We start from the raw sequence: 21,578 nt of genomic DNA, 5'->3' as shown, positions 1-21,578 counted from the left end.
CCGCCGGGGCGGCCCTATCCCTCGTCCTTGAGCAGGATCAACAGCGCCGCCACCGTCAGCACCACGCCGCCCAGCACCCAGACCGGCGGCACCGCGTGGCCCAGCGCCAGTTCCAGCACGATCACCCATGTGGGTGTCAGGTAGGTATAGGCCATCACCTTGGACGACGGCAGCCGCAGCGAGGCGAATTGCAGCAGCACGAAGGTCAGCGCGCTGGCGAACACCGCGACATAGGCGATGGTGACCCATACAACCGGCGGCAGCGCCGCCCAGTCCGTCGCCAGGATGTCGCGCCAGCCCCAGGCGGTGACCGCCACGCAGGCCGCCACCAGCGTGCCGAAGGTGAACACGATCGCCGGTTCGCCCCGGTTGAGCTTGCGTACCAGCGGCGTATAGATAGCGTGCGCGGCGCAGCCCCAGGCATAGATCGCCTCGCCCGGCCCGATGCGGAAGGCCATCAGCGCCTGCCAGTCGGCGCGAAAGATCACCCACAGCGCGCCCGCCGCCCCCACCGCCAGGCCCAGCACGATGCGCGGCGTCGCCACCTGCCGCAACAGCGCGTAACCCGCCACCGCCGTCATCACCGGCGTCAGCGTGAACACCGCCGCCGCCGAAACCGGCGCCGCGGTCTTCAGCCCCTCGAACATCAGCACGAAATAGGTCGCGAACGTGCCGCCCAGAACCAGATAGCGCCACGGCGCCCGGAACGCCCCGCGCCGCAGCCCGGTGGTGGCCAGCGCCGCGACACCCACGATCACCGCCGCCACCGCAAAGCGCACTGCATTGAGCGCCGTGGGCGCAATGTGCCCGGCCGCCATCGACCCCAGCGAGAACGACCCCGCCACCAACGCCGAGAACACCAGCATCGCCAGATGCCCGCGCAAGCCGTCGCGCACCGCCGTGCTCCGCGCCGTCGCCTCGCTCATGACCGCTCCAGCATGTCGGCATTGTCCTTGAGGTGCCGCAGGAACGCCTGCACCTTGGTGGTGCGGTGCAAGTCCACATGCGTGACCAGCCACAGCGGTGACTCCCAGTCGAGGCGTGGCGGCGCCACCTCGATCAGTTCGGGATAAAGTACCGCCGTCCAACGCGGCATGAACCCGATGCCCACACCCCCAACCACGGCCAGTTCCAGCGCCCGGTCGTCGCTGGCACGGAACACCACGTTGCCGTGCGGCACCGTTTCCCACAGCCAGTTGTAGAACGGCGCGCGCGATGTCACGTCGTCGGTGGCCACGAACCGGTGCGCGGCAAAATCCGCCTCGGTTTCGGGGATGCCATGCGCATCTGCATAGGCAGGCGCCGCGTAAAGCGCCGTGCGCTGGCGCAAGAAGGGTTGCACCACGTTGTCGGGCTGCTCGGGCGCCGCGCCGGCGCGAATCGCAACATGCGCTTCGCCGTACTCCATGCGAAACAGCCGCGGGCCGGTCAGGTACCGCAAGATGACATCGGGGTAGCACGCGTTGAACTCCGCCAGCACCGGCGCCAACAGCGGCGCCAGCCCGCTCAGCGAGGTGATCACCAGCTCCCCCTTGACCGCATCGCCCTGCCCCTTGATACGCCCGGCCAGCTGCGCGAACTGGTCGTCGGTGGTCTGCGCCACGCGGCACAGGTCGGCCCCCGCCTCGGTGGCGGTGTAGCCCCGCGCGTGACGCTGAAACAACTTGACGCCCAGCCGCTCTTCCAGCGCGTCGATATGACGGATCACGGTGGCATGATGCACGCCCAGCACCTCGGCGGCGCCGCTCACCGTGCCGACGCGCGCCACCTGGTAGGCAGTGCGGATTTCGTCCCAGTTATCCATGGCAGGCCTCGCGCGCTGTCGGTTTCGGACGGATGCGGGGGGCGTATGTGCGCAGATCAACACATCCGCACGACTTTCTAGTCCGGTGCGTGCGGTGGCACAAGGCAAAGCGCGCCGCACGCGCCAGCCGCACGCGCCGGCCCATGCCGCGAAACGCGCCCGCATGGCTTGACTCCCGCGCCGCCTGCGCTTAACGGGAACCAAATCTCCGGAAGCCGGTCATGCTTCCGGTCCCATGGGCGCAGCCCGGGATCGCCCCCCACCAGCGAGTTTCGCCCGTGGGGGCATTCACGTTTGGAACCGTCCCACTTATGTTGGGGCAAGGCGAAATCCGGCATCAGAGGGAAGCCGCAGGCATGTTTGAAAACCTATCCGAACGCCTCTCCGGCGTCCTCGACCGGCTCACCAAGCAGGGCGCGCCCAGCGAAGACGACGTCAAGACCGCCCTGCGCGAGGTGCGCGTGGCGCTGCTTGAGGCGGACGTGTCGCTGCCCGTGGCGCGCGAATTCATCAAGCGCGTCCAGAAAGAGGCCACCGGAAGCGCGGTGACCAAGTCGGTCACGCCGGGCCAGCAAGTGGTCAAGATCGTTCACGACGCGCTGGTCGAGACGCTCAGCGGCGGCGAAGACCCCGACGCGCTCAGGATCGACACGCCGCCCGCCCCGATGCTGATGGTCGGGCTGCAGGGCTCGGGCAAGACCACCACCACCGCCAAGCTCGCCAAGCGGCTGAAGGAACGCGACGGCAAGCGCGTGCTGATGGCCTCGCTCGACGTGCAAAGACCCGCGGCGATGGAACAGCTGGAAATCCTCGGGGCCCAGATCGGCGTCGATACCCTGCCCATCGTCAAGGGCGAAGACCCGGTCGCCATCGCCAGGCGCGCCAAGACCCAGGCCAGCCTTGGCGGCTACGACGTCTACATGCTCGACACCGCCGGCCGGCTGCATATCGACGCCGAGCTGATCGCCCAGGCCGCCGCGGTGCGCGACGCGGTCAACCCGCGCGAGACGCTTCTGGTGGTCGACGGGCTGACCGGCCAGGACGCCGTCAACGTCGCCACCGAATTCGATGACAAGATCGGCGTCACCGGCGTGGTTCTCACCCGGATGGACGGCGACGGCCGCGGCGGCGCGGCGCTGTCGATGCGCGCCATCACCGGCAAGCCCATTCGCTTCGTCGGCCTGGGCGAGAAGATGGACGCGCTCGAAACCTTCGAGCCCGAACGCATCGCCGGACGCATCCTCGGCATGGGCGATATCGTCAGCCTGGTCGAGAAAGCCCAGGCCACGCTCGAGGCCGAACAGGCCGAGCGCATGATGCGGCGCTTCAAGAAGGGCCAGTTCAACATGAACGACCTGCGCGCCCAGCTTGAACAGATGCTCAAGATGGGCGGCATGGACTCGATCATGGGCATGATGCCGGGCATGGGAAAGATGGCCAAACAGGTGCAGCAGGCCGGCTTCGACGATTCCATCCTGCGCCAGCAGATCGCGCTGATCCAGTCGATGACGCGGCGCGAACGCGCCAACCCCCAGATCCTCCAGGCCAGCCGCAAGAAACGCATCGCCAAAGGCGCCGGGCTCGACGTGTCGGACCTCAACAAGCTGCTGAAAATGCACCGCCAGATGGCCGACATGATGAAGAAGATGGGCAAGGGCGGCGCCCTCAAGCAGGCCATGAAAGGCATGTTCGGCAAAGGCGGCGGAATGCCCGACATGAACGACCCCAAGGCAATGGAAGACGCCGCGCGCGCCATGGGTGGCGCCAAGGGAATGGGCGGCATCGGCGGCGGCAACGCGCTGCCCCCCGGCCTCTCGGGCTTGGGCAAGAAGAAATGACCATGGCTTCATCTTTCCCGAAATACTCCCGCCGGAGGCTCCCATCGGTGCATTGCGCGCACCTGCCCGCAGCGGCACGTCGCGCCCGCCCCATACCGAAATCGGACGCGCGGCAGCGCGGCAACCGGATCACGCCATCATGAACCTCACCAACGCCCCCACCCTGGAAACCGCCAACCTGGTCCTGCGCGGCCCCGAGATGCGCGACATCGAACCGCTGATCGCCTTCCTGACCGACCGCGACCGCGCCGCCGGTTTCGGCGCCTGCGACAACCGCCACGACGCCTGGCGCTGGATCGCGCTCAGTATCGGGCACTGGCACATCCACGGCTACGGCTATTTCACGATCCAGGACAAGGCCAGCGGCCAGCCCGCCGGCATCACCGGCATCTGGAACCCCGATGGCTGGCCCGAACCCGAACTGGGCTGGGTCGTGTTAGACGGCTACGAGGGCCGCGGCATCGCCTTCGAGGCCGCCGCGCGCGCCCGCGAATGGGCCTATGCGCCCGACGGGCTGGGCTTCACCACGCTGACCTCCAACATCGTACCCGGCAACACCCGTTCGGTGGCGCTGGCCGAACGGCTGGGCGCCTGGTTCGAACGCGAGTACACCAACGTCAATATGGGCCGTGACATGCTCTACCGTCACCCCGGCCCGGACGCGCTCGACAGCGACGGCAGCGCGGAGGCCTACGCCTGATGCCGCACACGTCCATCCCCGTCATCGAGACGCCACGCCTCGTCCTGCGCGGCCCCGAGCCGCAGGACTATCCAGATTTCAAGGCGACGTTCTCGTCCTACCGCGCGCGGTTCATGGGCGGGCCGCTCAACGCCTACGAGGCATGGATGCTCTACGCCGCCGAGATCGGCCACTGGCAGATCCGCGGCTACGGCATGTGGATGATCCACGACCGCGAAACCGATCGCTCGCTGGGCATGGCCGGCGGCTGGTTCCCGGCCATGTGGCCCGAACCCGAACTGGCCTGGATCATCTGGCCCGAGGTCGCCGGCCACGGCTACGCGCTCGAAGCCACCCACGCCGCGCGCGACTATTTCTACGACACGCTGGGCTGGACCGGCGCGGTCAGCTATATCGACCCCAAGAACCTCGACAGCATCCGCCTGGCCGAACGGCTGGGCGCGGTCAAGGATCACGACGCGCCCACCATCGACGGCCACGACGCGGTCTATCGCCATCCCGACGCTGGCGCGCTGCGCGGCAGCCAACTCGAACACGGCATCGAGATGGAAATCGCCAACTACCGCGATCCGCTGTTCAAACCCAGGGGGATGCCCGTTGACTGACACGCCCTCGATCCGCACGCCGCGTCGCGCACCGATGCGATACCGACGTGATACCGACATCTTGCAGTCCGGCGATTTCGCCGGTCCGGAGCACCGCCATGACCGATGACGCCACCCGCGCCGCGGCCCTGCTGGCCGATCACCGCGACAGCATCGACAGGCTCGACGCGATCCTCGTCTATACCCTGGCCGAGCGGTTCAAGCACACCCAGGCGGTGGGCCGGCTCAAGGCGCATCACGAGCTGCCGCCCTCCGACCCGGCGCGCGAAGAGCAACAGATCGCCCGGCTCGAAGAGTTGGCGAAAGCCGCCGATCTCGATCCCGAATTCGCCCGCAAGTTCCTCAACTTCATCATCGCCGAGGTGATCCACCACCACCAGAGCCACCAATCCTGACCCCGACCACCGACACTCTGTCAAACGCCATTCACAAAGGAGAAACACCAATGGCCATGAAAATCCGCCTCGCCCGTGCCGGCAGCAAGAAACGCCCCTTCTACCGCATCGTCGCCGCCGACAGCCGCATGCCCCGCGACGGGCGCTTCCTGGAGCGACTGGGCACCTACAACCCGCTGTTGCCCAAGGACAGCGAGGAGCGCGTGAAAATGGATGTCGAGCGCATCAAGCACTGGCTCGACCAGGGCGCCCAGCCCACCGACCGCATCTCGCGTTTCCTCGAAGCCGCCGGCGTGGTCGAGAAGAAACAGCGCGCCAACCTCAAGAAAGGCGCGCCCGGCAAGAAAGCGCAGGAGCGCACCGAGGCGAAAGCCGCCAAGGCCGCCGAAGCCGCCGGCGCCAGCGACGAGGCCGAGGCCGAGGCGTAACCCGCGCCCCCGCCGCGCCTTTCGCGCGGCGGGGCACTCACTGGGGAAACCACATGACCGGCAGCGACGACCAGGGCAGCGGCGGCACCGCCGCGACCGGCGATCCGATGATCTGCGTGGGCGCCATCGCCGGCGCTTTCGGCGTCCATGGCGAGGTGCGGCTGAAATGCTTCACCGCCCGGCCCGACGACATCGCCGACTACGCGCCGCTGCTCACCGAGAACGGCGAGATCGCGTTCGATATCCAGGTCGAACGCCCGGTCAAGAACGGGTTCGCCGTGCGCCTCAGCGGCGTCGAAACCCGCGAGGCGGCCGAGGCGCTGCGCGGCGTGCGCCTTTACGTGCCGCGCGCGCGCCTGCCGGCGCTTCCCGACGACGAGTTCTACCACGTCGACCTGATCGGGCTGGAGGTGGTCGATACCGGCGGCGCCACGCTGGGTCGGGTGCGCGCGGTGCACGATCATGGCGCCGGCGACTTGCTGGAGGTTCACGCGCCGGGGCACACCGACACGGTGCTGCTGCCCTTCACCCGCGCCGCCGTGCCCACCGTCGATCTGGCCGCCGGGCGCATCGTCGCCGACCCGCCCGAGGGGCTGTTCTGAGATGCGACTGATCGCGCACGCGGGGTTTCACAAGACCGGCACCAGCAGCGTGCAGCAGACGCTGCGCCGCAACGGCAAGCGGCTGGCGCGCGAATTCCGCGTCTTCACCCACCGCGACATCCCCGGCGTGTGCGGTGCCGCGCGCGGCATGTCGGCGGGCGGCAAGCACGGCGGCGACCCGCTCGACGCGGCGTTGTTCGCCTTCGAACTGGCGCAGTTCCTCGCCGGGCTTGACGCCGACGACCCGCGCCCGGTGGTGATCAGTTCGGAGAACCTCGCCGGCCACATGCCGGGGCGGCATGGGCTCAGGCGGTACTCGGTGACGCCGGCGATCATGGCCCGCTTTGCCGAGGTCACCGGCGAATGCCTGCCGGATGCGCTCATCGACTTCCACTTCTCGACCCGCGAGCGCGAAAGCTGGCTGCGCTCGTGCTACTGGCAGCACTTGCGCGCTACCCGCATGACCGACGATTTCGACAGCTACCGCGCCGCCTACCTGCCGCATGCCGACCTCGAAGCCGACGTTGCCGCCGTCAGTGCCGCGGTGCCCGCGCCGCACCGGGTGCACGCCACCCCGCTGGAAGCCTGCGCCGACCTGCGCCTCGGCCCGCTGGAGCCGCTGCTGGACCTCATGCAGCCCGGCGCGGACTTGCGCGCCGCGCTCACCCCGCTGCCGCCGGCCAACCGCGCGCTTGGCGCGGAGGTCGCCGACGAGTTGCTGCGGCTCAACCGCGCGGGGCTCGACAAGGCGGCGCTGACCGCGGCAAAGAAGGCCGTCATGGCCCGTGGCACCGGCAGCCGGGGGTTCCCGGCATGACCGGCGGCGGCGACGGCGGCACAGGCGGCGGCCGGACCGCCCGCTCGCACGGGCGCAAATCGATCGCCGCCACCCGCCGCCCGCGCGATTTGATCGGCGACCCCGACCCGCTGGCCGGGGTCTGGACGGCGCAGGTGCTTACCCTGTTTCCGCAGGCCTTTCCGGGCGTTCTGGGTGAAAGCCTCACGGGGCGTGCCCTGCGCGAGGGGCTTTGGGCGCTCGACACGATCGACCTGCGGCCCTTCGGCGTCGGCCCGCACCGCAATGTCGACGACACGCCCACCGGCGGCGGCGCCGGCATGGTGCTGCGCCCCGATGTGCTGGGGGCGGCGCTCGACCAGGCCGCAAGCCGCGCTCGCGGCGACTGGCCGGTGATTTATCTCAGCCCCCGCGGTCGCCGCTTCGACCAGGCGCAGGCACGGCGGCTGGCGCGCGCCGACGGCGTGACGCTGCTGTGCGGACGGTTTGAGGGCGTCGATCAGCGTGTGCTCGACGCCTACGACATCGACGAGGTCAGCCTGGGCGATTTCGTTCTCACCGGCGGCGAGATCGCCGCACAGGCCTTGATTGATGCCGCGGTCCGGCTTATACCCCGCGTGCTCGGGAATCAGGCATCGACCGAAGAGGAATCCTTTTCAGACCACCTGCTTGAACACCCCCAGTACACGAAACCGGCCGTCTGGAAGGGGCGCGCGGTTCCCGATGTTCTTCTGTCGGGCCACCACGCGAACATAACCGACTGGCGCCGGGCCATGGCCGAAAGGCTGACCAAGCAACGCCGACCTGATCTCTGGCGGGCTTATTGTGACGACCACGATAGGGACCCGGAAGAAGACCAAGAGCTCTGAGGACGCGCATCAACTTTGCGGGCCAAACCGCAAGCATAGTCAGGAGTGGATCAGATGGACCTGATCGCAGAACTGGAGGCGGAACACATCGCCTCCCTCGGGAAGGAAATTCCCGACTTCAAGGCCGGCGACACCATCCGCGTCGGCTACAAGGTGACCGAAGGCACGCGCACCCGGGTGCAGAACTTCGAAGGCGTGTGCATCAGCCGCAAGAACGGCAAGGGCGTCGCCGGCGCCTTCACGGTGCGCAAGATCTCGTTCGGCGAGGGCGTGGAACGGGTGTTCCCGCTCTACTCGACCAACATCGAAAACATCACAGTGGTACGCCGCGGCCGCGTGCGCCGCGCCAAGCTCTACTACCTGCGCTCGCGCCGGGGCAAATCCGCCCGCATCGCCGAGGATACCCACTACAAGCCGCTCTCGGGCGCCAAGGCATAAGGATCGGACCGATGAAACAAGGCATCCACCCCGATTACCACATGATCGACGTCAAGATGACCGACGGCACCGTGTTCCAGGTCCGCTCTACCTGGGGCGCCGAGGGCGACATGATGACGCTCGACGTGGACCCCACCTCGCACCCGGCCTGGACGGGCGGGTCCTCGCGCCTGATGGACACCGGCGGACGCGTGTCGAAGTTCAAGAACAAGTACGCGGGCCTCGGCTTCTGATAAGCCCGCTACTCGTCGTGACAATGCAATCCCCCGCGCCCCCCACGGCGCGGGGGTTTTCATTCCTGCGCACTGTGGCTTCATCTTGCCCCGAATACTCCCGCCGGAGGTCGCGGCCCCTTCCAAATCGCCGCGACACCTGCCAATGAAGCCCTGCGCGCGTGGGGGCTTTGCAAATCCGCCGCGCCACAATATCCTGTGGAAAACGCCGCTAACAAGGCGATATGGGGGACGGGGACGCATGGCGCATATCATCGTGGTTGGAAATGAAAAGGGCGGCGCGGGCAAGTCCACCGTCTCGATGCACACCGCCACGGCGCTGGCGCGGCTGGGGCACGCGGTCGGCGCGCTGGACCTGGACCTGCGCCAGAAAACCTTCGCGCGCTATGCCGCCAACCGCGAGAAATTCATCGCCGACAACGGCATCGACCTGCCATCGGCGCAATATCACGAATTGCCCGAGGCCCAGCAGGACGATCTGAAACCGGGCGAGAACATCTACGACCATCGCCTTTCGGCGGCCATCGGCGAGATGGAAACCGCCTGCGACTTCATCGTCATCGACTGCCCCGGCTCGCACACACGACTGAGCCAGGTCGCCCACAGCCTGGCCGACACGCTGATTACGCCGCTCAACGACAGCTTCATCGATTTCGACCTGCTGGCGCATGTCGATTCGGACGGGCAGAAGATCCTCGGCCCCTCGGTGTATTCCGAGATGGTCTGGAATGCCCGGCAACTGCGCGCCCAGGCGGGGCTGAAACCCATCGACTGGGTGGTGGTGCGCAACCGGCTGGGCGCTCAGCAGATGGTCAACAAGCAGAAGATGGGTGCCGCGCTCGATCACCTGGCCAGGCGAATCGGCTTTCGCACCGCGCCGGGCTTTCACGAACGGGTGGTGTTCCGCGAGTTGTTTCCGCGCGGGCTGACGCTGCTCGATCTCAAGGACGTGGGCGTCAAGCAGCTCAACATCTCCAACGTCGCTGCCCGGCAAGAATTGCGCGACCTGATCAAGGCACTGAACCTGCCCGGCGTCAGCGTGGATTTCTGAGCGCCTCCAAGGGCGCCATGCGAGCGGAGGGGACTCCGTTCCCGGGCAGGGGCAATGCCTGCAACGTGCTCAAACCCGCCCTTTCCGCCGGCTCAGCGCCACCGCGTTCGACACTGCCAGCGCCCCGATCACCACCGCGCCGCCGACCAGGGCATAGGGCCCCGGATCCTCGCCCACCACCATCCATGCCAGCAGCGGTGCCAGCACCGATTCCAGCAAGATCAGCAGCCCCACTTCGGGCGAGGGGATGTAACGCGGACCCAGCGCCAGCCCCATCGAACTGCCGGCGATGAAGGCGCCGTGAAAGGCGACAAGGTGCCATTGCCCATCGGGAATGCTTAGCGGGTCCACGAAAGGCCACAGCAACGCCGAGGCGCCCAGGTAGCCTACCGGCACCGCCGCCACCATGGACACGCGGCGCACCTTGCGCGCTGCGGTCAGCCCCGCCGCGAACAGCGCCGCCACCCCCAGCGCCGTCACATCGCCCGTCCAGTGCGCGCCGCGCGTCTCGGCCGAGCCATAGCCCAGAATCGCCAGCCCCACCGCCACCGCGATCATCGTCAGCACCATGCGCCGCGATATCGCCTCGCCCAGGAAGATGCGCGAATAAAGCGCCGCGAAAACCGGCAGCGCGGCGATGATGAACACCACGTTGGCAACGCTGGTCAGGCTGACGGCAAGCGGGAACAGCACCCCCGCCGCGCCCACCGCCAGCACGTAGATCGCCCCGCTGACCCCGGTGCCGGGCAACGCGCGGTAGGGCTGCACGCCTTGCCAAACCAGCACCCCCAGCAGGATCAGCCCGCCCGATACCACGCCACGCCAGAACGCGATCACCAGCGCATCGGCCCCGATCAGCCGCACGAACAGCGAATCGGGCACCACCATCAGCACCGCCAGCGTGGTGATCATGAGCCCCTTGGCCTGGTCGCTCATTCCGCGCCCCCGGCAAGCGCCTGCAGCATCCGCTTGAGCGTCGCCACGTCGCGCGGCGAAAATTGCGCCGCCAGGTTTGCATCGTATGCCATCGCCACGCCGCGCAGGTCGCGATAGGCGCGCTGCCCCGCCGCCGTGAGTTCGAGGTATTCAAGCCGTCGGTCGTCGACATCGCGCCGGCGGGTCAGGAACCGGCGTTCAGCCAGTTTCGCCACCGCGCGGCTGATCTTGGTCTTGTGCATCTTGGACATGCGGCCAATCTCGCGCGCGGTCATGCGCCCGTAAAGGCCAAGATGGAACAACACCCGCCACTCGGTGCGCAACATGCCGTAGCGGTCCTTGTATATCTGCTGAAAGGCCAGGCTGCTTTCCTCGGCCGCCTGATTGAGAAGATAGGGCAGGAAATCCTGCAGATCGAAATCGTCATCGCCGTTCATGTGAGCCTCCTGCCCTTGTTAGTTACAAAAACAACCGTTAACAACGCAAGCAACAAAGGAGGAGACGCCATGACTCTCGATACAGTGCCCGAAAGCATCATCCAGGCCCCCACCCCCACCGGCACGACGCCGGGCTACATGCCCGGCTTCGGCAACGATTTCGAGACCGAGGCGCTGCCCGGCGCCTTGCCGCAGGGGATGAACAGCCCGCAGAAATGCAATTACGGCCTCTACGGCGAGCAACTCAGCGGCACCGCCTTCACCGCGCCCAGCCACCAGAACGAACGCACCTGGTGCTACCGCATCCGACCCAGCGTGAAACATTCCTCGCGCTATGAAAAGATCGACCTGCCGCACTGGAAATCGGCGCCCAATGTCGACCCCGACGTGATCAGCCTAGGGCAATACCGCTGGGATCCGGTGCCGTTGCCCGGCGATGGCACGCAACTGACCTGGCTCACCGGCATGCGCACCATGACCACCGCCGGCGACGTCAACACCCAGGTCGGCATGGCCAGCCACATCTACCTGGTCACCGCCTCGATGGAGGATGCCTATTTCTTCTCCGCCGACAGCGAATTGCTGGTGGTGCCGCAGGAAGGCCGGCTGCGCTTTGCCACCGAACTGGGCATCATCGACATCGGCCCGCAGGAAATCGCCGTCATCCCGCGCGGGCTGGTCTACCGGGTCGAGGTGCTGGAAGGCCCCGCCCGCGGCTTCGTGTGCGAAAACTACGGTCAGAAGTTCGAGCTGCCCGGCCGCGGCCCGATCGGTGCCAACTGCATGGCCAACCGGCGCGACTTCAAGACCCCCGTCGCCGCCTTCGAAGACCGCGAGACGCCCTCGACGCTGACGATCAAGTGGTGCGGTCAGTTCCATTCCTGCGAGATCGGGCAAAGCCCGCTCGACGTGGTTGCCTGGCACGGCAACTACGCGCCGGTGAAATACGACCTCACCAATTACTGCCCCATCGGCGCGATCCTGTTCGACCACCCCGACCCGTCGATCTTTACCGTGCTGACCGCGCCTTCGGGCGTGCCGGGCACCGCCAATATCGATTTCGTGCTGTTCCGCGAACGCTGGATGGTGATGGAAGATACCTTCCGCCCGCCATGGTATCACAAGAACATCATGTCCGAGATGATGGGCAACATCTACGGCCAGTACGACGCCAAGCCGCAGGGCTTCGTCCCTGGTGGCCTGAGCCTGCACAACATGATGCTGCCCCACGGCCCCGACCGCGACGCGTTCGAGGGGGCGTCGAACGCCGATCTCAAGCCCGAGAAGCTCGACAACACCATGTCGTTTATGTTCGAAACCCGCTTCCCGCAGCACCTGACCGCCTTCGCCGCGAACGAAGCGCCGTTGCAGGACGACTACATCCACTGCTGGGATGGGATCGAAAAGAAGTTCGACGGCATGCCGGGCCGCAAGTGACCCCGCGCCAGGGCTTTCCCCGCCCCGCGGTTCGGCCGTAGGGTGGGGCACACCCGCTGACCTGACAAGGACACCGACATGACCCTGCTCAAATCCTGGGTGGCCGCGGCCAATGCCGCCGACCACCCGTTCCCGCTCAACAACCTGCCCTACGGGGTGTTCTCGACCGACACGCTCGACCCGCGCTGCGGGGTGGCGATCGGTGACATGATCCTCGACTGCCGCGCCGCCGAGGAGGCCGGGCTGATCGCGCTGGCCGAGGTGCCGCTTTTCGACGTGCCGTTCTGGAACGAGGTGATGGAGGAAGGCCCCGAGCTGTGGGCCGCCCTGCGCGCCCGGCTGAGCGAAATCCTGCGCGAGGGCAGCCCTGATCGCGCCGCGGCCGAGCCACTTTTGGTGCCGCAGGCCGGGCCGAGATGCACCTGCCGGTCCTCGTGTCGGAATTCACCGACTTTTACGCCGGCCGCCACCACGCCACCAACGTGGGTACCATGTTCCGCGGCGCCGAAAACGCGTTGCCGCCCAACTGGCTGCACATCCCCATCGGCTACAACGGGCGCGCCTCCTCGGTGGTGGTCTCGGGCACCGACGTGCGCCGCCCCTGGGGACAACTCAAGTCGCCCGACCACGACAAACCCGCCTTCCTGCCCTGCCGGCGTTTCGATCTGGAGCTGGAGATGGGCGCCATCGTCGGCCAGCCCGGCGACGGCCCGGTGACGGTGGACGAGGCCGACGCGATGATCTTCGGCTACGTGCTGCTCAACGACTGGTCGGCGCGCGATATCCAGGCCTGGGAATACCAGCCACTCGGCCCCTTCCAGGCCAAGGCGACCGCCACCTCCATCAGCCCCTGGATCGTCACCGCCGCCGCGTTGGAGCCCTTCCGCGCCCCCTGCCCGCCGCGCGAGGTCGAACTGCTCGACCACCTCAAGGACACCGGGCCGATGCTCTACGACATCGACCTCGCCGTGACGCTGGCCCCCGAAAGCGGCAAGGCGTCCGAAATCGCCCGCACCAATTACCGCGAGATGTACTATTCCTCGGCCCAGCAACTGGCGCACCACACCACCAGCGGCTGCCCGATGACGCCGGGCGACGTGCTCGGCTCTGGCACCATCTCGGGCGCCGAAAAGCACCAGCGCGGCAGCCTGCTGGAACTTTCCTGGGGCGGCAAGGAGCCGATCACGCTCGATACCGGCGAGCAACGCGCCTTCATCGAGGACGGCGACACCGTCACTCTGCACGGGCGCTGCCACGGCGATGGCTACACCATCGGATTCGGCACCTGCGCGGGCAAGGTTCTGCCGGCGCTCGAAAACCCCTATGCCCGATAACCGCTTCATCTTTCCACAAATACTCCCGCCGGAGGCACCCGACATCGCCGCCGGCGGCCCCGTTTGAAAGGACACGCACCCATGGCCAAGGCATTCGCATCGCAAGGCGACATGACAGAAAAGAAAACCTCGTTCACCGAAGTGGGCGAGGGCATCTACGCCTTCACCGCCGAGGGCGACCCCAACTCGGGCGTCATAATCGGCGACGACAGCGTGATGATCGTCGAGGCGCAGGCCACCCCGCGGCTGGCGCACAAGGTGATCGACTGCGTGCGCGGCGTCACCGACAAGCCCATCACCCATGTCGCGCTCACCCATTACCACGCCGTGCGCGTACTGGGCGCCAGCGCCTACGATGCCAGCCAGGTCATCATGTCGGACATGGCCCGCGCCATGGTCGTCGAGCGCGGGCAGGAGGACTGGGACAGCGAGTTCCAGCGCTTCCCGCGGCTGTTCGAGGGGCATGAAAGCATCCCCGGCCTGACCTGGCCCACCACCACCTTCAACGACTCGATGACCGTCTACCTCGGCAACCGACGGGTGGACCTGATGCACCTGGGTCGCGCCCATACGGCGGGCGACATCGTCATCCACGTCCCCGACCAGAACGTGATGTTCACCGGCGACATCGTCGAATACCACTCGGCCTGCTATTGCGGCGATGGGCATTTCGCCGACTGGGGCGATACGCTGGACACGATCAAGTGGTTCGACGTCGACGCCATCGCGCCGGGGCGCGGCGACGCGCTGATGGGGCGCGAACGGGTGAACGAGGCGATCGAGAACACCCGCGATTTCGTCGACAGCACCTACCGCCCGGCGGCCCGCGTCGCCGCCCGCGGCGGCACGTTGAAAGAGGCGTGGGATGCTGTGCGCGCCGAGTGCGATCCCAAGTTCGCCGATTACGCGATCTACGAGCATTGCCTGCCCTTCAACGTCGCCCGCGCCTATGACGAGGCCCGCGGCCTCGACACCCCGCGCATCTGGACGGCCGAGCGCGACCTGGAAATGTGGGACCAACTGCAAGGCTGAAGGCCCGGTGACCGGCCGACCGCATCGCTTCGGGAGGAAACCGATGAACAAGATCTTCGAAACCCCGCTCTACCCTTACGCGCGCCACCCCGACCAGGACGCCACGCCGCCCGCGCGCCGCAAGGTGGTGATCGTGGGTGCGGGACCCGTCGGGCTGGCCGCGGCGATCGACCTCGCGCAGCAGGGCGTCGAAGCGGTGGTCGTGGACGACAACGACAAGGTCAGCTTCGGCTCGCGTGCGATCTGCTTCGCCAAGCGGCCGCTGGAAATCCTCGACCGGCTCGGGTGCGGCCAGAGCATGGTGGACAAGGGCGTGCAGTGGAACACCGGCAAGGTGTTCTTCGACGACCGCAAGGTGTTCGAATTCAACCTCCTGCCCGAGGACGGCCACCGCCGCCCCGCCTTCATCAACCTGCAACAATACTATTTCGAACAGTACCTGGTCGAGCGCGTCCGCGAACTGGAGGCCGATGGCGCCCCGATCGAGCTGCGCGGCGGCAACAGGGTGCGCGAGATCACGCAGCACGCCGACCATGTGACGCTCGGCATCGACACCCCCGATGGCCCCTATGACCTCGAAGCCGACTGGCTGATCGCCTGCGACGGTGCCGGTTCGCCGCTGCGCGCGATGATGGGGCTCGATTTCGTCGGCCGCGTGTTCGAGGACAACTTCCTCATCGCCGACGTGGTGATGGACGCCGGCTTCCCCACCGAACGCTGGTTCTGGTTCGACCCGCCCTTCAACCGCGGCCAGTCGGCGCTGTTGCACAAGCAGCCCGACGGAGTCTGGCGCATCGACCTGCAACTGGGTTGGGACATCGACAAGGAAGAAGAGAAAAAACCCGAAAACGTCATCCCCCGGCTCAAGGCGATGCTAGGCGATGATGTCGAGTTCGAACTGGAATGGGTCAGCATCTACACCTTCCAGTGCCGCCGGATGGAGCGGTTCCGCCACGGCCGCGTGCTCTTTGCCGGCGACGCCGCGCACCAGGTCAGCCCGTTCGGCGCCCGCGGCGCCAATTCCGGCCTTCAGGACACCGACAACCTGTGCTGGAAGCTGGGGCTGGTGATCGACGGCACCGCCCCCGAGACGCTGCTCGACAGTTATGACGCCGAGCGCATCCAGGCCGCCGACGAGAACATCCTCAATTCCTCGCGCTCGACCGATTTCATCACCCCGAAATCCGACATCAGCCGCATCTTCCGCGATGCCGTGCTCGACCTGGCCGAACACCACGCCTTCGCCCGCCCGCTGGTCAATTCGGGGCGGCTGTCGGTGCCGGCCGTGCACGACGGCTCGCCGCTCGCCGGGGACGACGCGCTTCCCGCCGCGCCGGCACGCACCCGCCCCGGCGCGCCGTGCCCCGACGCGCCGGCGGGCGACGGCTTCCTGCTCGACCAGCTCGGCGAGCGCTTCATCTTGCTCACGCTGGGGGCCGAGGCGCCCGACGCGCTGTCGGAATCGGGTGTCGTGGCGCGGCGCGTGGCGCTCGACGTGGATGGCAATGCGCATGCGGCGTTGCGCGAGCGCTACCTCGGCGACGCGCCTGCCGCCGTCTACCTGGTGCGGCCCGATCAGCACGTCGTCGCCCGCTGGCCCGCCTACGACGAATCCGCCACCCGCGCCGCGATCCGCCGCGCCCTTGGATTGGAGTGACCCATCATGCCGCTGACCCTCGCCCCCAACCTGGCACAAGCCGATGACGTCTACGCCGACCTGCTCGCCGCCCACGAGGGGCTGAGCAAGGAAGAAAGCGACGCGCTCAACGCGCGGCTGATCCTGATCCTTGCCAACCACATCGGCGACCGCGCCGTGCTGCGCGAGGCGCTCGCCGCCGCCCGCGATCCCGGCCGCGCCACCGGCTGAACGGCACCGCGCCCGCCCTACCCTTTCCGTCTCTCGAAAAATGTCCTCGGGGTGTGAGGGACGACAGCCCCCCACGTCTCATGCATCTCAAGGCCCCGCCCCTTGCCCCCGGCCGCCGCCGGGCTTACCCCTTGCCTTGAACCGGCAATGAGGGCGGCGATGCGCTGGAGCGAATTTCCGAAATGGGGCAAATGGGCGGCCGACTGGGCGGCGCGCTACCATGCCGGGCTGCGCGAACGCCCCGTGCGGGCGCAGACCGCGCCGGGCGAGGTGGCCGCCGCCCTGCCCGCGCATCCGCCCGAGACCGCGCAGCCGATGGACGACATCATCGCCGATTTCGAAACCATCGTGATGCCCGGCATCACCCACTGGCAACACCCGCGCTTCTTTGCCTATTTCCCGTCGAACGCCACGCCCGCGGCGGTGCTGGCGGACAACCTGATCACCGCCATGGCCCCGCAATGCATGCTGTGGCAGACCTCGCCGGCGGCGACCGAGATGGAAACCCGGATGATGGACTGGCTGCGTCAGGCCGTGGCCCTGCCGGCGGAATTCCACGGCGTGATACAGGACAGCGCCAGCGGCGCCACGCTGGCCGCGGTGCTGGTGATGCGCGAGCGCGCATTGAACTGGCGCGGCAACGCCGAGGGTCTCACCGGCCAGCCGCGCCTGCGCGTCTACGCCTCGGCCGAGGTGCACAGTTCGGTCGACCGGGCGATCTGGATCAGTGGCATCGGCCAGGCCAACCTGGTGCGCATCCCCGTGCACGGCCCGCGGCGCGGCATGGGCATTGCCGCGCTGGAGGCCGCGATCGAGGCCGACAGCAAAGCCGGCCACCTGCCCGCCGGCATCATCGCCTGCACCGGCGGCACCGGCACCGGCGCCTGCGACGACGTGGCCGGCGCCTGCGCTGTCGCGCGCCGTCACGGGCTTTTCACCCATGTCGATGCCGCGTGGGCGGGTTCGGCAATGATCTGCCCGGAATTCCGCGACCTCTGGGCCGGGGTCGAGGGGGCGGATTCAGTGGTCTTCAACCCGCACAAGTGGCTGGGCACGCAGTTCGACCTGTCGGCGCATTTTCTGCGCAGCCCCGATGACCTGACGCGCACCCTGGCGATACAGCCCGAATACCTGAAAACCCATGGCGCCGACGGGGTGATCAACTATTCCGAGTGGTCGATCCCGCTGGGCCGGCGGTTCCGGGCGCTCAAGCTGTGGTTCCTGATCCGCGCCCACGGGCTGGAGGGGCTGCGACAGGTGATCCGCAACCATGTCACCTGGAGCCGCGACCTGGCCGAGCGCCTGCGCGCCGCGCCCGGATTCGAGATCGTGACCGAGCCGGTGCTGTCGCTGTTCACCTTCCGGTACGCGCCGCCGGGCGCCGACCCCGACGCCACGACCGAGGCGCTGCTGACCCGGATCAACGACGACGGCCATATCTACCTGACCCAGACGCGGGTCGATGGCCGCTACGTGATCCGCTTCCAGGCCGGGCAGTTCGATTGCACCGAAGATGATATCGACGCCGCCTATCGCACGATCACCGAAACCGCCCGCAATCTCGAGGAGGACTGACATGCCCGCACCGATCAACCCGTTCAAGGCGGCGCTGGCGCGCGGCGATCTGCAACTGGGCTGCTGGGCGGCCTTCGCCGAGCCTTACGCGACCGAGGTGCTGGCCACCGCCGGGTTCGACTGGCTGGTGATCGACGGCGAACACGCGCCCAACGACCTGCGCAGCACGCTGGCGCAGCTTCAGGTGCTCGATGCCAGCGCGGCGCACCCGGTGGTGCGCCTGCCGGCGGGCGAGCACTGGATGATCAAGAGGGTACTCGACGCCGGCGCGCAGACGCTGCTGATCCCGATGGTCGAAAGCGCCGCGCAGGCGCGCGCGCTGGTGCAGGCGATGCGTTACCCGCCGGCGGGCACGCGCGGGTCGGGGGCGATGCTGGCGCGGGCGTCGCGCTTTGCCGCGATTCCCGACTATTTCGCCACCGCTGACGCGCAAATGTGTCTGCTGGTGCAGGTCGAAAGCCGCGCCGGGCTGGCCGCGCTGGACGAGATCCTCGCCGTCGAGGGCGTCGATGGCGTGTTCATCGGCCCCGCCGACCTGGCCGCCGACATGGGCCATGGCGACGACACCGAATCGCCAGCGGTGACGGCGGCGATCGGGGATGCCATCGACCGCATCACCGCTGCCGGCAAGGCGGCGGGAATCCTCGCGCTGGCCCCGGAGGCGGCGACACGCTACCGCGACCGTGGCGTGCGGTTCCTGGCCGTGGGTATCGACGTTCTGATGCTGGCCGGGGCGGCGCGGGCAACAGTCGACGCCTGGAAAAGGTGCAGAAAAAACGACTGAATGTCGGCCCGAATTCAGACCAATCATCTGAATTGGCTGAAAGATTTCGCATCCGCACCGGTTGTGCAGGCACAAATGTTGACATGGTCTTTTTCCATGGCATCGTGGAACGGCACCGTGGGTCGGCGTTTTTCGCCGGGCGGGCGGGCACGATCAAGCGTGTCTTCCCGGCTTTGCGTGCGCGCATGACGCTTGGGCTGACCCGGCGTATCAATGGCTTGGGATCGCCCGTTCGGGCGTCCTTGGCCTAGTAAAGCGGCGCGCAGACGCCGATGCCACAACCGATTTGCAACAAGGGAGAAACCCATGACCAACCTGAAACGCATTCTCACCGGCACCGCCGCCGCGGCGGCCCTGATGGCCAGCGCGGGCATCGCCGGTGCCGAAACCTGGCGCTATGCCTTCGAAGAGGCGATCACCGACGTGCAGGGCGTCTTCGCCACCAAGTTCAAGGAAGAGGTCGAGGCCAATTCCGACCACACCATCCAGCTGTTCCCCTACGGTACGCTGGGCGAATCCGCAGACACCATGGAACAGACCCAGGCCGGCATCCTGCAGTTCGTCGACCAATCGCCCGGCTTTACCGGTTCGCTGATCCCCGAGGCGCAGGTGTTCTTCGTGCCTTACCTGCTGCCGCAGGACACCGAGAAGCTGGGCGAGTTCTTCCGCACCTCCAAGGCGATCAACGAGATGTTCCCCAAGTTCTACGCCGATCAGGGGCTGGAACTGCTGACCATGTTCCCCGAGGGCGAAGTCTGCATGTCCACGAAGGAACCGGTTCATTCGCCCGAGGACCTCAACGAGGTCAAGGTCCGCGTGATGACCAACCCGCTCCTGGTGGAAAACTACAAGGCCTTCGGCGCCACGCCGACGCCGCTGCCGTGGGGCGAGGTCTATGGCGGGCTTCAGACCGGTATCATCCAGGGCCAGGAAAACCCGATGTTCTGGATCGAATCCGCCAAGATGTACGAGGTGACAGACGTCATCACCTGCATCGGCCACAACAACTTCACCACCGCGGTGATGGCCAACAAGGATTTCTATGACGGTCTGCCGGAAGAGGACCAGCAGGTAATCCAGGGCGCCATCGACACGGCCTTCGACCACATCATCGGCTACCAGAAGGGCCTGCACCAGGAGAGCCTCGAAAAGATCCTGGAGGACAAGCCGTCGATGGAAGTCAACGTGCTCAGCAAGGAAGAGCGCGCGCCGTTCGTGGCCGCTGCCGAGCAGGTCGAGGACAAGTTCATCGAGATGACCGGCGACAGCGGCAAGGAACTGCTTGAGCAGTTCAAGGCCGACCTCGAAGCGGTCGGCGAGTAAGACCGCCGCAATTCGCGCCCCCGCCATCCCGGCGGGGGCGTCGCATTATCCGCAATTCATCACGGGGGCGGGCCGGTGACAGAAGAACATTCTTCGCAATTGCAATCGCAGACCGACACGACGGGAACCGACGACCCGCCGCTGGAAGAGTACAAATCCAGCCTGCCGGGTTTTCTTGGCACCATCGACACGGCGATCAGCCGCATCGAATCGGTTCTGCTGGCGGCCGGCGTTCTGCTGATGGCAGCCAATACCATCTCGAACGTGGTCGGCCGCTTCGTATTTCAAAGCTCGCTGTTCTTTTCCGAGGAACTCAACCGCATCCTCATCATCCTGGTCACCTTCGCGGGGATCAGCTATGCCGCCCGCCAGGGCCGGCACATCCGCATGTCGGCAATCTTCGACGCGCTGCCGCCCAGGCCGCGCAAGGTGATGATGATCATCATCTCGCTGGTCACGGCCGTCTTCATGCTGGGCCTCGCCTGGTATTCGACGCAATACATCCTGACGCAGGCCGGGCGCGGGCGTGTCCTGCCATCGCTGCAAATTCCGGTCTGGATCATCCTGGTCTGGGTTCCGGTGGGTTTTTTCATGACCGGGCTGCAATACCTGCTGACCGCGATCAAGAACCTCATTGAAAAAGACATCTATCTCTCGACCAACGTGATCGAGGGGTATGAGGAAAACGAGCAGGAGGTCTGAGCCATGGCAATCACCATTTTCTCGATCATGATCGTCCTGCTGCTGCTGGGCTTTCCGATGATGATCCCGCTTATCGTCGGCGCCTTCGTGGGGTTCTATTCGCTGTTCGGCGGCCTGGGCCAGATGGAAACCATGGTCCAGCAGATGATGGCGGGTATCCGCCCGGCCTCGCTGATCGCGGTGCCGATGTTCATCTTCGCCGCCGATATCATGACACGCGGCCATTCCGCCGGCCGGCTGATCGACATGGTGATGGCCTTCGTCGGCCATCTCAAGGGCGGGCTGGCGGTATCCACCGCCGCCGCGTGCACCATGTTCGGCGCGGTGTCGGGCTCGACCCAGGCGACCGTCGTCGCCATCGGCGGTCCGCTCCGACCTCGCATGCTGAAGGC

The 21,578-nt window shown here is 67.0% G+C and carries 24 protein-coding genes and 1 pseudogene; 21 read left to right on the top strand and 4 right to left on the bottom strand.

Annotation, left to right across the window (positions count from 1 at the left end; translation table 11 throughout):
- Nucleotides 1-14: 14 nt before the first annotated feature.
- Together Q0L89_RS09530 and Q0L89_RS09525 are read right to left on the bottom strand one after the other, a co-directional pair.
- The gene (locus tag Q0L89_RS09530) at nucleotides 15-926 is read right to left on the bottom strand and encodes a DMT family transporter (protein WP_296764292.1); all 912 of its coding nucleotides are present in this window, start codon (nucleotides 924-926) and stop codon (nucleotides 15-17) included.
- Nucleotides 923-1,804 carry a LysR family transcriptional regulator gene (locus tag Q0L89_RS09525; protein WP_296764290.1) on the bottom strand — a complete coding sequence of 294 codons (882 nt, stop codon included), beginning with the start codon at nucleotides 1,802-1,804 and terminating at the stop codon, nucleotides 923-925. The genes Q0L89_RS09530 and Q0L89_RS09525 overlap by 4 nt, the downstream gene beginning before the upstream one ends.
- Nucleotides 1,805-2,160: 356 nt before the next feature.
- On the opposite strand from Q0L89_RS09525, the gene ffh reads away from it, so the two are divergent.
- The 11 genes from ffh to Q0L89_RS09470 all read left to right on the top strand — a co-directional run bounded on the left by ffh (nucleotide 2,161) and on the right by Q0L89_RS09470 (nucleotide 9,759).
- Complete coding sequence (gene ffh / locus Q0L89_RS09520) at nucleotides 2,161-3,642, top strand: signal recognition particle protein (RefSeq protein ID WP_296764288.1); 1,482 nt, start codon at nucleotides 2,161-2,163, stop codon at nucleotides 3,640-3,642.
- A gap of 139 nt (nucleotides 3,643-3,781) precedes the next feature.
- Entirely contained in the window at nucleotides 3,782-4,342 is a 561-nt protein-coding gene (locus Q0L89_RS09515) for a GNAT family N-acetyltransferase (protein ID WP_296764286.1), read from the top strand.
- Nucleotides 4,342-4,947: a GNAT family N-acetyltransferase gene (locus Q0L89_RS09510; RefSeq protein WP_296764284.1), complete on the top strand. Its 606-nt coding sequence runs from the start codon at nucleotides 4,342-4,344 to the stop codon at nucleotides 4,945-4,947. Before Q0L89_RS09515 ends, Q0L89_RS09510 begins: the two co-directional genes overlap by 1 nt.
- 98 nt (nucleotides 4,948-5,045) lie before the next feature.
- A complete protein-coding gene (locus Q0L89_RS09505) occupies nucleotides 5,046-5,342 on the top strand; it encodes a chorismate mutase (protein ID WP_296764282.1) in 297 nt (98 codons plus the stop codon).
- Between the two features lie 50 nt (nucleotides 5,343-5,392).
- Complete coding sequence (gene rpsP / locus Q0L89_RS09500) at nucleotides 5,393-5,770, top strand: 30S ribosomal protein S16 (protein WP_296764280.1); 378 nt, start codon at nucleotides 5,393-5,395, stop codon at nucleotides 5,768-5,770.
- 53 nt (nucleotides 5,771-5,823) lie between these two features.
- Nucleotides 5,824-6,372, top strand: coding sequence for a ribosome maturation factor RimM (gene rimM, locus Q0L89_RS09495; RefSeq protein ID WP_296764279.1), 549 nt, complete (start codon nucleotides 5,824-5,826; stop codon nucleotides 6,370-6,372).
- Between the two features lies 1 nt (nucleotide 6,373).
- On the top strand, nucleotides 6,374-7,189 hold the full coding sequence (locus Q0L89_RS09490; protein ID WP_296764277.1) for a hypothetical protein: 816 nt from the start codon (nucleotides 6,374-6,376) through the stop codon (nucleotides 7,187-7,189).
- Nucleotides 7,186-8,037 (top strand): tRNA (guanosine(37)-N1)-methyltransferase TrmD, encoded by an 852-nt coding sequence (trmD, locus tag Q0L89_RS09485; RefSeq protein ID WP_296764275.1) that lies wholly within the window; start codon nucleotides 7,186-7,188, stop codon nucleotides 8,035-8,037. The genes Q0L89_RS09490 and trmD overlap by 4 nt, the downstream gene beginning before the upstream one ends.
- Before the next feature lie 54 nt (nucleotides 8,038-8,091).
- On the top strand, nucleotides 8,092-8,475 hold the full coding sequence (gene rplS / locus Q0L89_RS09480; protein WP_296764274.1) for a 50S ribosomal protein L19: 384 nt from the start codon (nucleotides 8,092-8,094) through the stop codon (nucleotides 8,473-8,475).
- 11 nt (nucleotides 8,476-8,486) lie between these two features.
- Entirely contained in the window at nucleotides 8,487-8,708 is a 222-nt protein-coding gene (gene rpmE / locus Q0L89_RS09475) for a 50S ribosomal protein L31 (protein ID WP_296764272.1), read from the top strand.
- 241 nt (nucleotides 8,709-8,949) lie between these two features.
- The gene (locus Q0L89_RS09470; protein ID WP_296764270.1) at nucleotides 8,950-9,759 is read left to right on the top strand and encodes a division plane positioning ATPase MipZ; all 810 of its coding nucleotides are present in this window, start codon (nucleotides 8,950-8,952) and stop codon (nucleotides 9,757-9,759) included.
- A 69-nt stretch (nucleotides 9,760-9,828) separates the two neighbouring features.
- Here the strand turns inward: Q0L89_RS09470 and Q0L89_RS09465 are convergent, their stop codons facing one another.
- Both Q0L89_RS09465 and Q0L89_RS09460 read right to left on the bottom strand, forming a co-directional pair.
- A complete protein-coding gene (locus Q0L89_RS09465) occupies nucleotides 9,829-10,695 on the bottom strand; it encodes a DMT family transporter (RefSeq protein WP_296764268.1) in 867 nt (288 codons plus the stop codon).
- On the bottom strand, nucleotides 10,692-11,132 hold the full coding sequence (locus Q0L89_RS09460; RefSeq protein ID WP_296764266.1) for a MarR family winged helix-turn-helix transcriptional regulator: 441 nt from the start codon (nucleotides 11,130-11,132) through the stop codon (nucleotides 10,692-10,694). The genes Q0L89_RS09465 and Q0L89_RS09460 overlap by 4 nt, the downstream gene beginning before the upstream one ends.
- Nucleotides 11,133-11,201: 69 nt before the next feature.
- Between Q0L89_RS09460 and hmgA the strand changes: the two genes are divergently transcribed.
- The 10 genes and pseudogenes from hmgA to Q0L89_RS09410 all read left to right on the top strand — a co-directional run.
- Entirely contained in the window at nucleotides 11,202-12,569 is a 1,368-nt protein-coding gene (gene hmgA, locus Q0L89_RS09455; RefSeq protein ID WP_296764264.1) for a homogentisate 1,2-dioxygenase, read from the top strand.
- 78 nt (nucleotides 12,570-12,647) lie between these two features.
- Nucleotides 12,648-13,903 (top strand): annotated as a pseudogene (fahA, locus tag Q0L89_RS09450) (fumarylacetoacetase).
- 81 nt (nucleotides 13,904-13,984) lie between these two features.
- Nucleotides 13,985-14,935 (top strand): MBL fold metallo-hydrolase, encoded by a 951-nt coding sequence (locus tag Q0L89_RS09445; protein ID WP_296764262.1) that lies wholly within the window; start codon nucleotides 13,985-13,987, stop codon nucleotides 14,933-14,935.
- A 43-nt stretch (nucleotides 14,936-14,978) separates the two neighbouring features.
- On the top strand, nucleotides 14,979-16,592 hold the full coding sequence (locus tag Q0L89_RS09440; RefSeq protein ID WP_296764260.1) for an FAD-dependent oxidoreductase: 1,614 nt from the start codon (nucleotides 14,979-14,981) through the stop codon (nucleotides 16,590-16,592).
- A gap of 6 nt (nucleotides 16,593-16,598) precedes the next feature.
- Nucleotides 16,599-16,802 (top strand): DUF2783 domain-containing protein, encoded by a 204-nt coding sequence (locus tag Q0L89_RS09435; protein WP_296764257.1) that lies wholly within the window; start codon nucleotides 16,599-16,601, stop codon nucleotides 16,800-16,802.
- Between the two features lie 159 nt (nucleotides 16,803-16,961).
- The gene (locus tag Q0L89_RS09430; protein WP_296764404.1) at nucleotides 16,962-18,377 is read left to right on the top strand and encodes a pyridoxal-dependent decarboxylase; all 1,416 of its coding nucleotides are present in this window, start codon (nucleotides 16,962-16,964) and stop codon (nucleotides 18,375-18,377) included.
- A gap of 1 nt (nucleotide 18,378) precedes the next feature.
- Nucleotides 18,379-19,161, top strand: a complete 783-nt coding sequence (locus tag Q0L89_RS09425) for an HpcH/HpaI aldolase/citrate lyase family protein (RefSeq protein ID WP_296764255.1) — start codon at nucleotides 18,379-18,381, stop codon at nucleotides 19,159-19,161.
- A gap of 306 nt (nucleotides 19,162-19,467) precedes the next feature.
- A complete protein-coding gene (gene dctP / locus Q0L89_RS09420; RefSeq protein WP_296764252.1) occupies nucleotides 19,468-20,484 on the top strand; it encodes a TRAP transporter substrate-binding protein DctP in 1,017 nt (338 codons plus the stop codon).
- Nucleotides 20,485-20,625: 141 nt separating this feature from the next.
- Entirely contained in the window at nucleotides 20,626-21,186 is a 561-nt protein-coding gene (locus Q0L89_RS09415; RefSeq protein WP_296764401.1) for a TRAP transporter small permease, read from the top strand.
- Between the two features lie 3 nt (nucleotides 21,187-21,189).
- Nucleotides 21,190-21,578: TRAP transporter large permease subunit (locus Q0L89_RS09410; protein WP_296764250.1), on the top strand; the 389-nt coding region annotated here is incomplete at its 3' end.

The sequence above is a fragment of the Sediminimonas sp. genome (assembly GCF_024637375.1).
Taxonomy (GTDB): Bacteria; Pseudomonadota; Alphaproteobacteria; order Rhodobacterales; family Rhodobacteraceae; genus Sediminimonas.
This window is presented reverse-complemented; position numbering and strand designations above follow the sequence as displayed.

Excerpts from the sequence above, each read along its gene's own strand:
- Q0L89_RS09445 (WP_296764262.1), top strand. The coding sequence starts at position 13,985 with ATGGCCAAGGCATTCGCATCGCAAGGCGACATGACAGAAAAGAAAACC.
- Q0L89_RS09425 (WP_296764255.1), top strand. The coding sequence starts at position 18,379 with ATGCCCGCACCGATCAACCCGTTCAAGGCGGCGCTGGCGCGCGGCGAT.
- Q0L89_RS09490 (WP_296764277.1), top strand. The coding sequence starts at position 6,374 with ATGCGACTGATCGCGCACGCGGGGTTTCACAAGACCGGCACCAGCAGC.
- Q0L89_RS09460 (WP_296764266.1), bottom strand. The coding sequence starts at position 11,132 with ATGAACGGCGATGACGATTTCGATCTGCAGGATTTCCTGCCCTATCTT.
- Q0L89_RS09505 (WP_296764282.1), top strand. The coding sequence starts at position 5,046 with ATGACCGATGACGCCACCCGCGCCGCGGCCCTGCTGGCCGATCACCGC.
- rplS (WP_296764274.1), top strand. The coding sequence starts at position 8,092 with ATGGACCTGATCGCAGAACTGGAGGCGGAACACATCGCCTCCCTCGGG.
- dctP (WP_296764252.1), top strand. The coding sequence starts at position 19,468 with ATGACCAACCTGAAACGCATTCTCACCGGCACCGCCGCCGCGGCGGCC.
- Q0L89_RS09510 (WP_296764284.1), top strand. The coding sequence starts at position 4,342 with ATGCCGCACACGTCCATCCCCGTCATCGAGACGCCACGCCTCGTCCTG.
- rimM (WP_296764279.1), top strand. The coding sequence starts at position 5,824 with ATGACCGGCAGCGACGACCAGGGCAGCGGCGGCACCGCCGCGACCGGC.
- Q0L89_RS09470 (WP_296764270.1), top strand. The coding sequence starts at position 8,950 with ATGGCGCATATCATCGTGGTTGGAAATGAAAAGGGCGGCGCGGGCAAG.
- Q0L89_RS09525 (WP_296764290.1), bottom strand. The coding sequence starts at position 1,804 with ATGGATAACTGGGACGAAATCCGCACTGCCTACCAGGTGGCGCGCGTC.
- Q0L89_RS09440 (WP_296764260.1), top strand. The coding sequence starts at position 14,979 with ATGAACAAGATCTTCGAAACCCCGCTCTACCCTTACGCGCGCCACCCC.
- rpsP (WP_296764280.1), top strand. The coding sequence starts at position 5,393 with ATGGCCATGAAAATCCGCCTCGCCCGTGCCGGCAGCAAGAAACGCCCC.
- Q0L89_RS09435 (WP_296764257.1), top strand. The coding sequence starts at position 16,599 with ATGCCGCTGACCCTCGCCCCCAACCTGGCACAAGCCGATGACGTCTAC.
- Q0L89_RS09465 (WP_296764268.1), bottom strand. The coding sequence starts at position 10,695 with ATGAGCGACCAGGCCAAGGGGCTCATGATCACCACGCTGGCGGTGCTG.
- trmD (WP_296764275.1), top strand. The coding sequence starts at position 7,186 with ATGACCGGCGGCGGCGACGGCGGCACAGGCGGCGGCCGGACCGCCCGC.
- Q0L89_RS09530 (WP_296764292.1), bottom strand. The coding sequence starts at position 926 with ATGAGCGAGGCGACGGCGCGGAGCACGGCGGTGCGCGACGGCTTGCGC.
- ffh (WP_296764288.1), top strand. The coding sequence starts at position 2,161 with ATGTTTGAAAACCTATCCGAACGCCTCTCCGGCGTCCTCGACCGGCTC.
- Q0L89_RS09515 (WP_296764286.1), top strand. The coding sequence starts at position 3,782 with ATGAACCTCACCAACGCCCCCACCCTGGAAACCGCCAACCTGGTCCTG.
- hmgA (WP_296764264.1), top strand. The coding sequence starts at position 11,202 with ATGACTCTCGATACAGTGCCCGAAAGCATCATCCAGGCCCCCACCCCC.
- Q0L89_RS09430 (WP_296764404.1), top strand. The coding sequence starts at position 16,962 with ATGCGCTGGAGCGAATTTCCGAAATGGGGCAAATGGGCGGCCGACTGG.
- rpmE (WP_296764272.1), top strand. The coding sequence starts at position 8,487 with ATGAAACAAGGCATCCACCCCGATTACCACATGATCGACGTCAAGATG.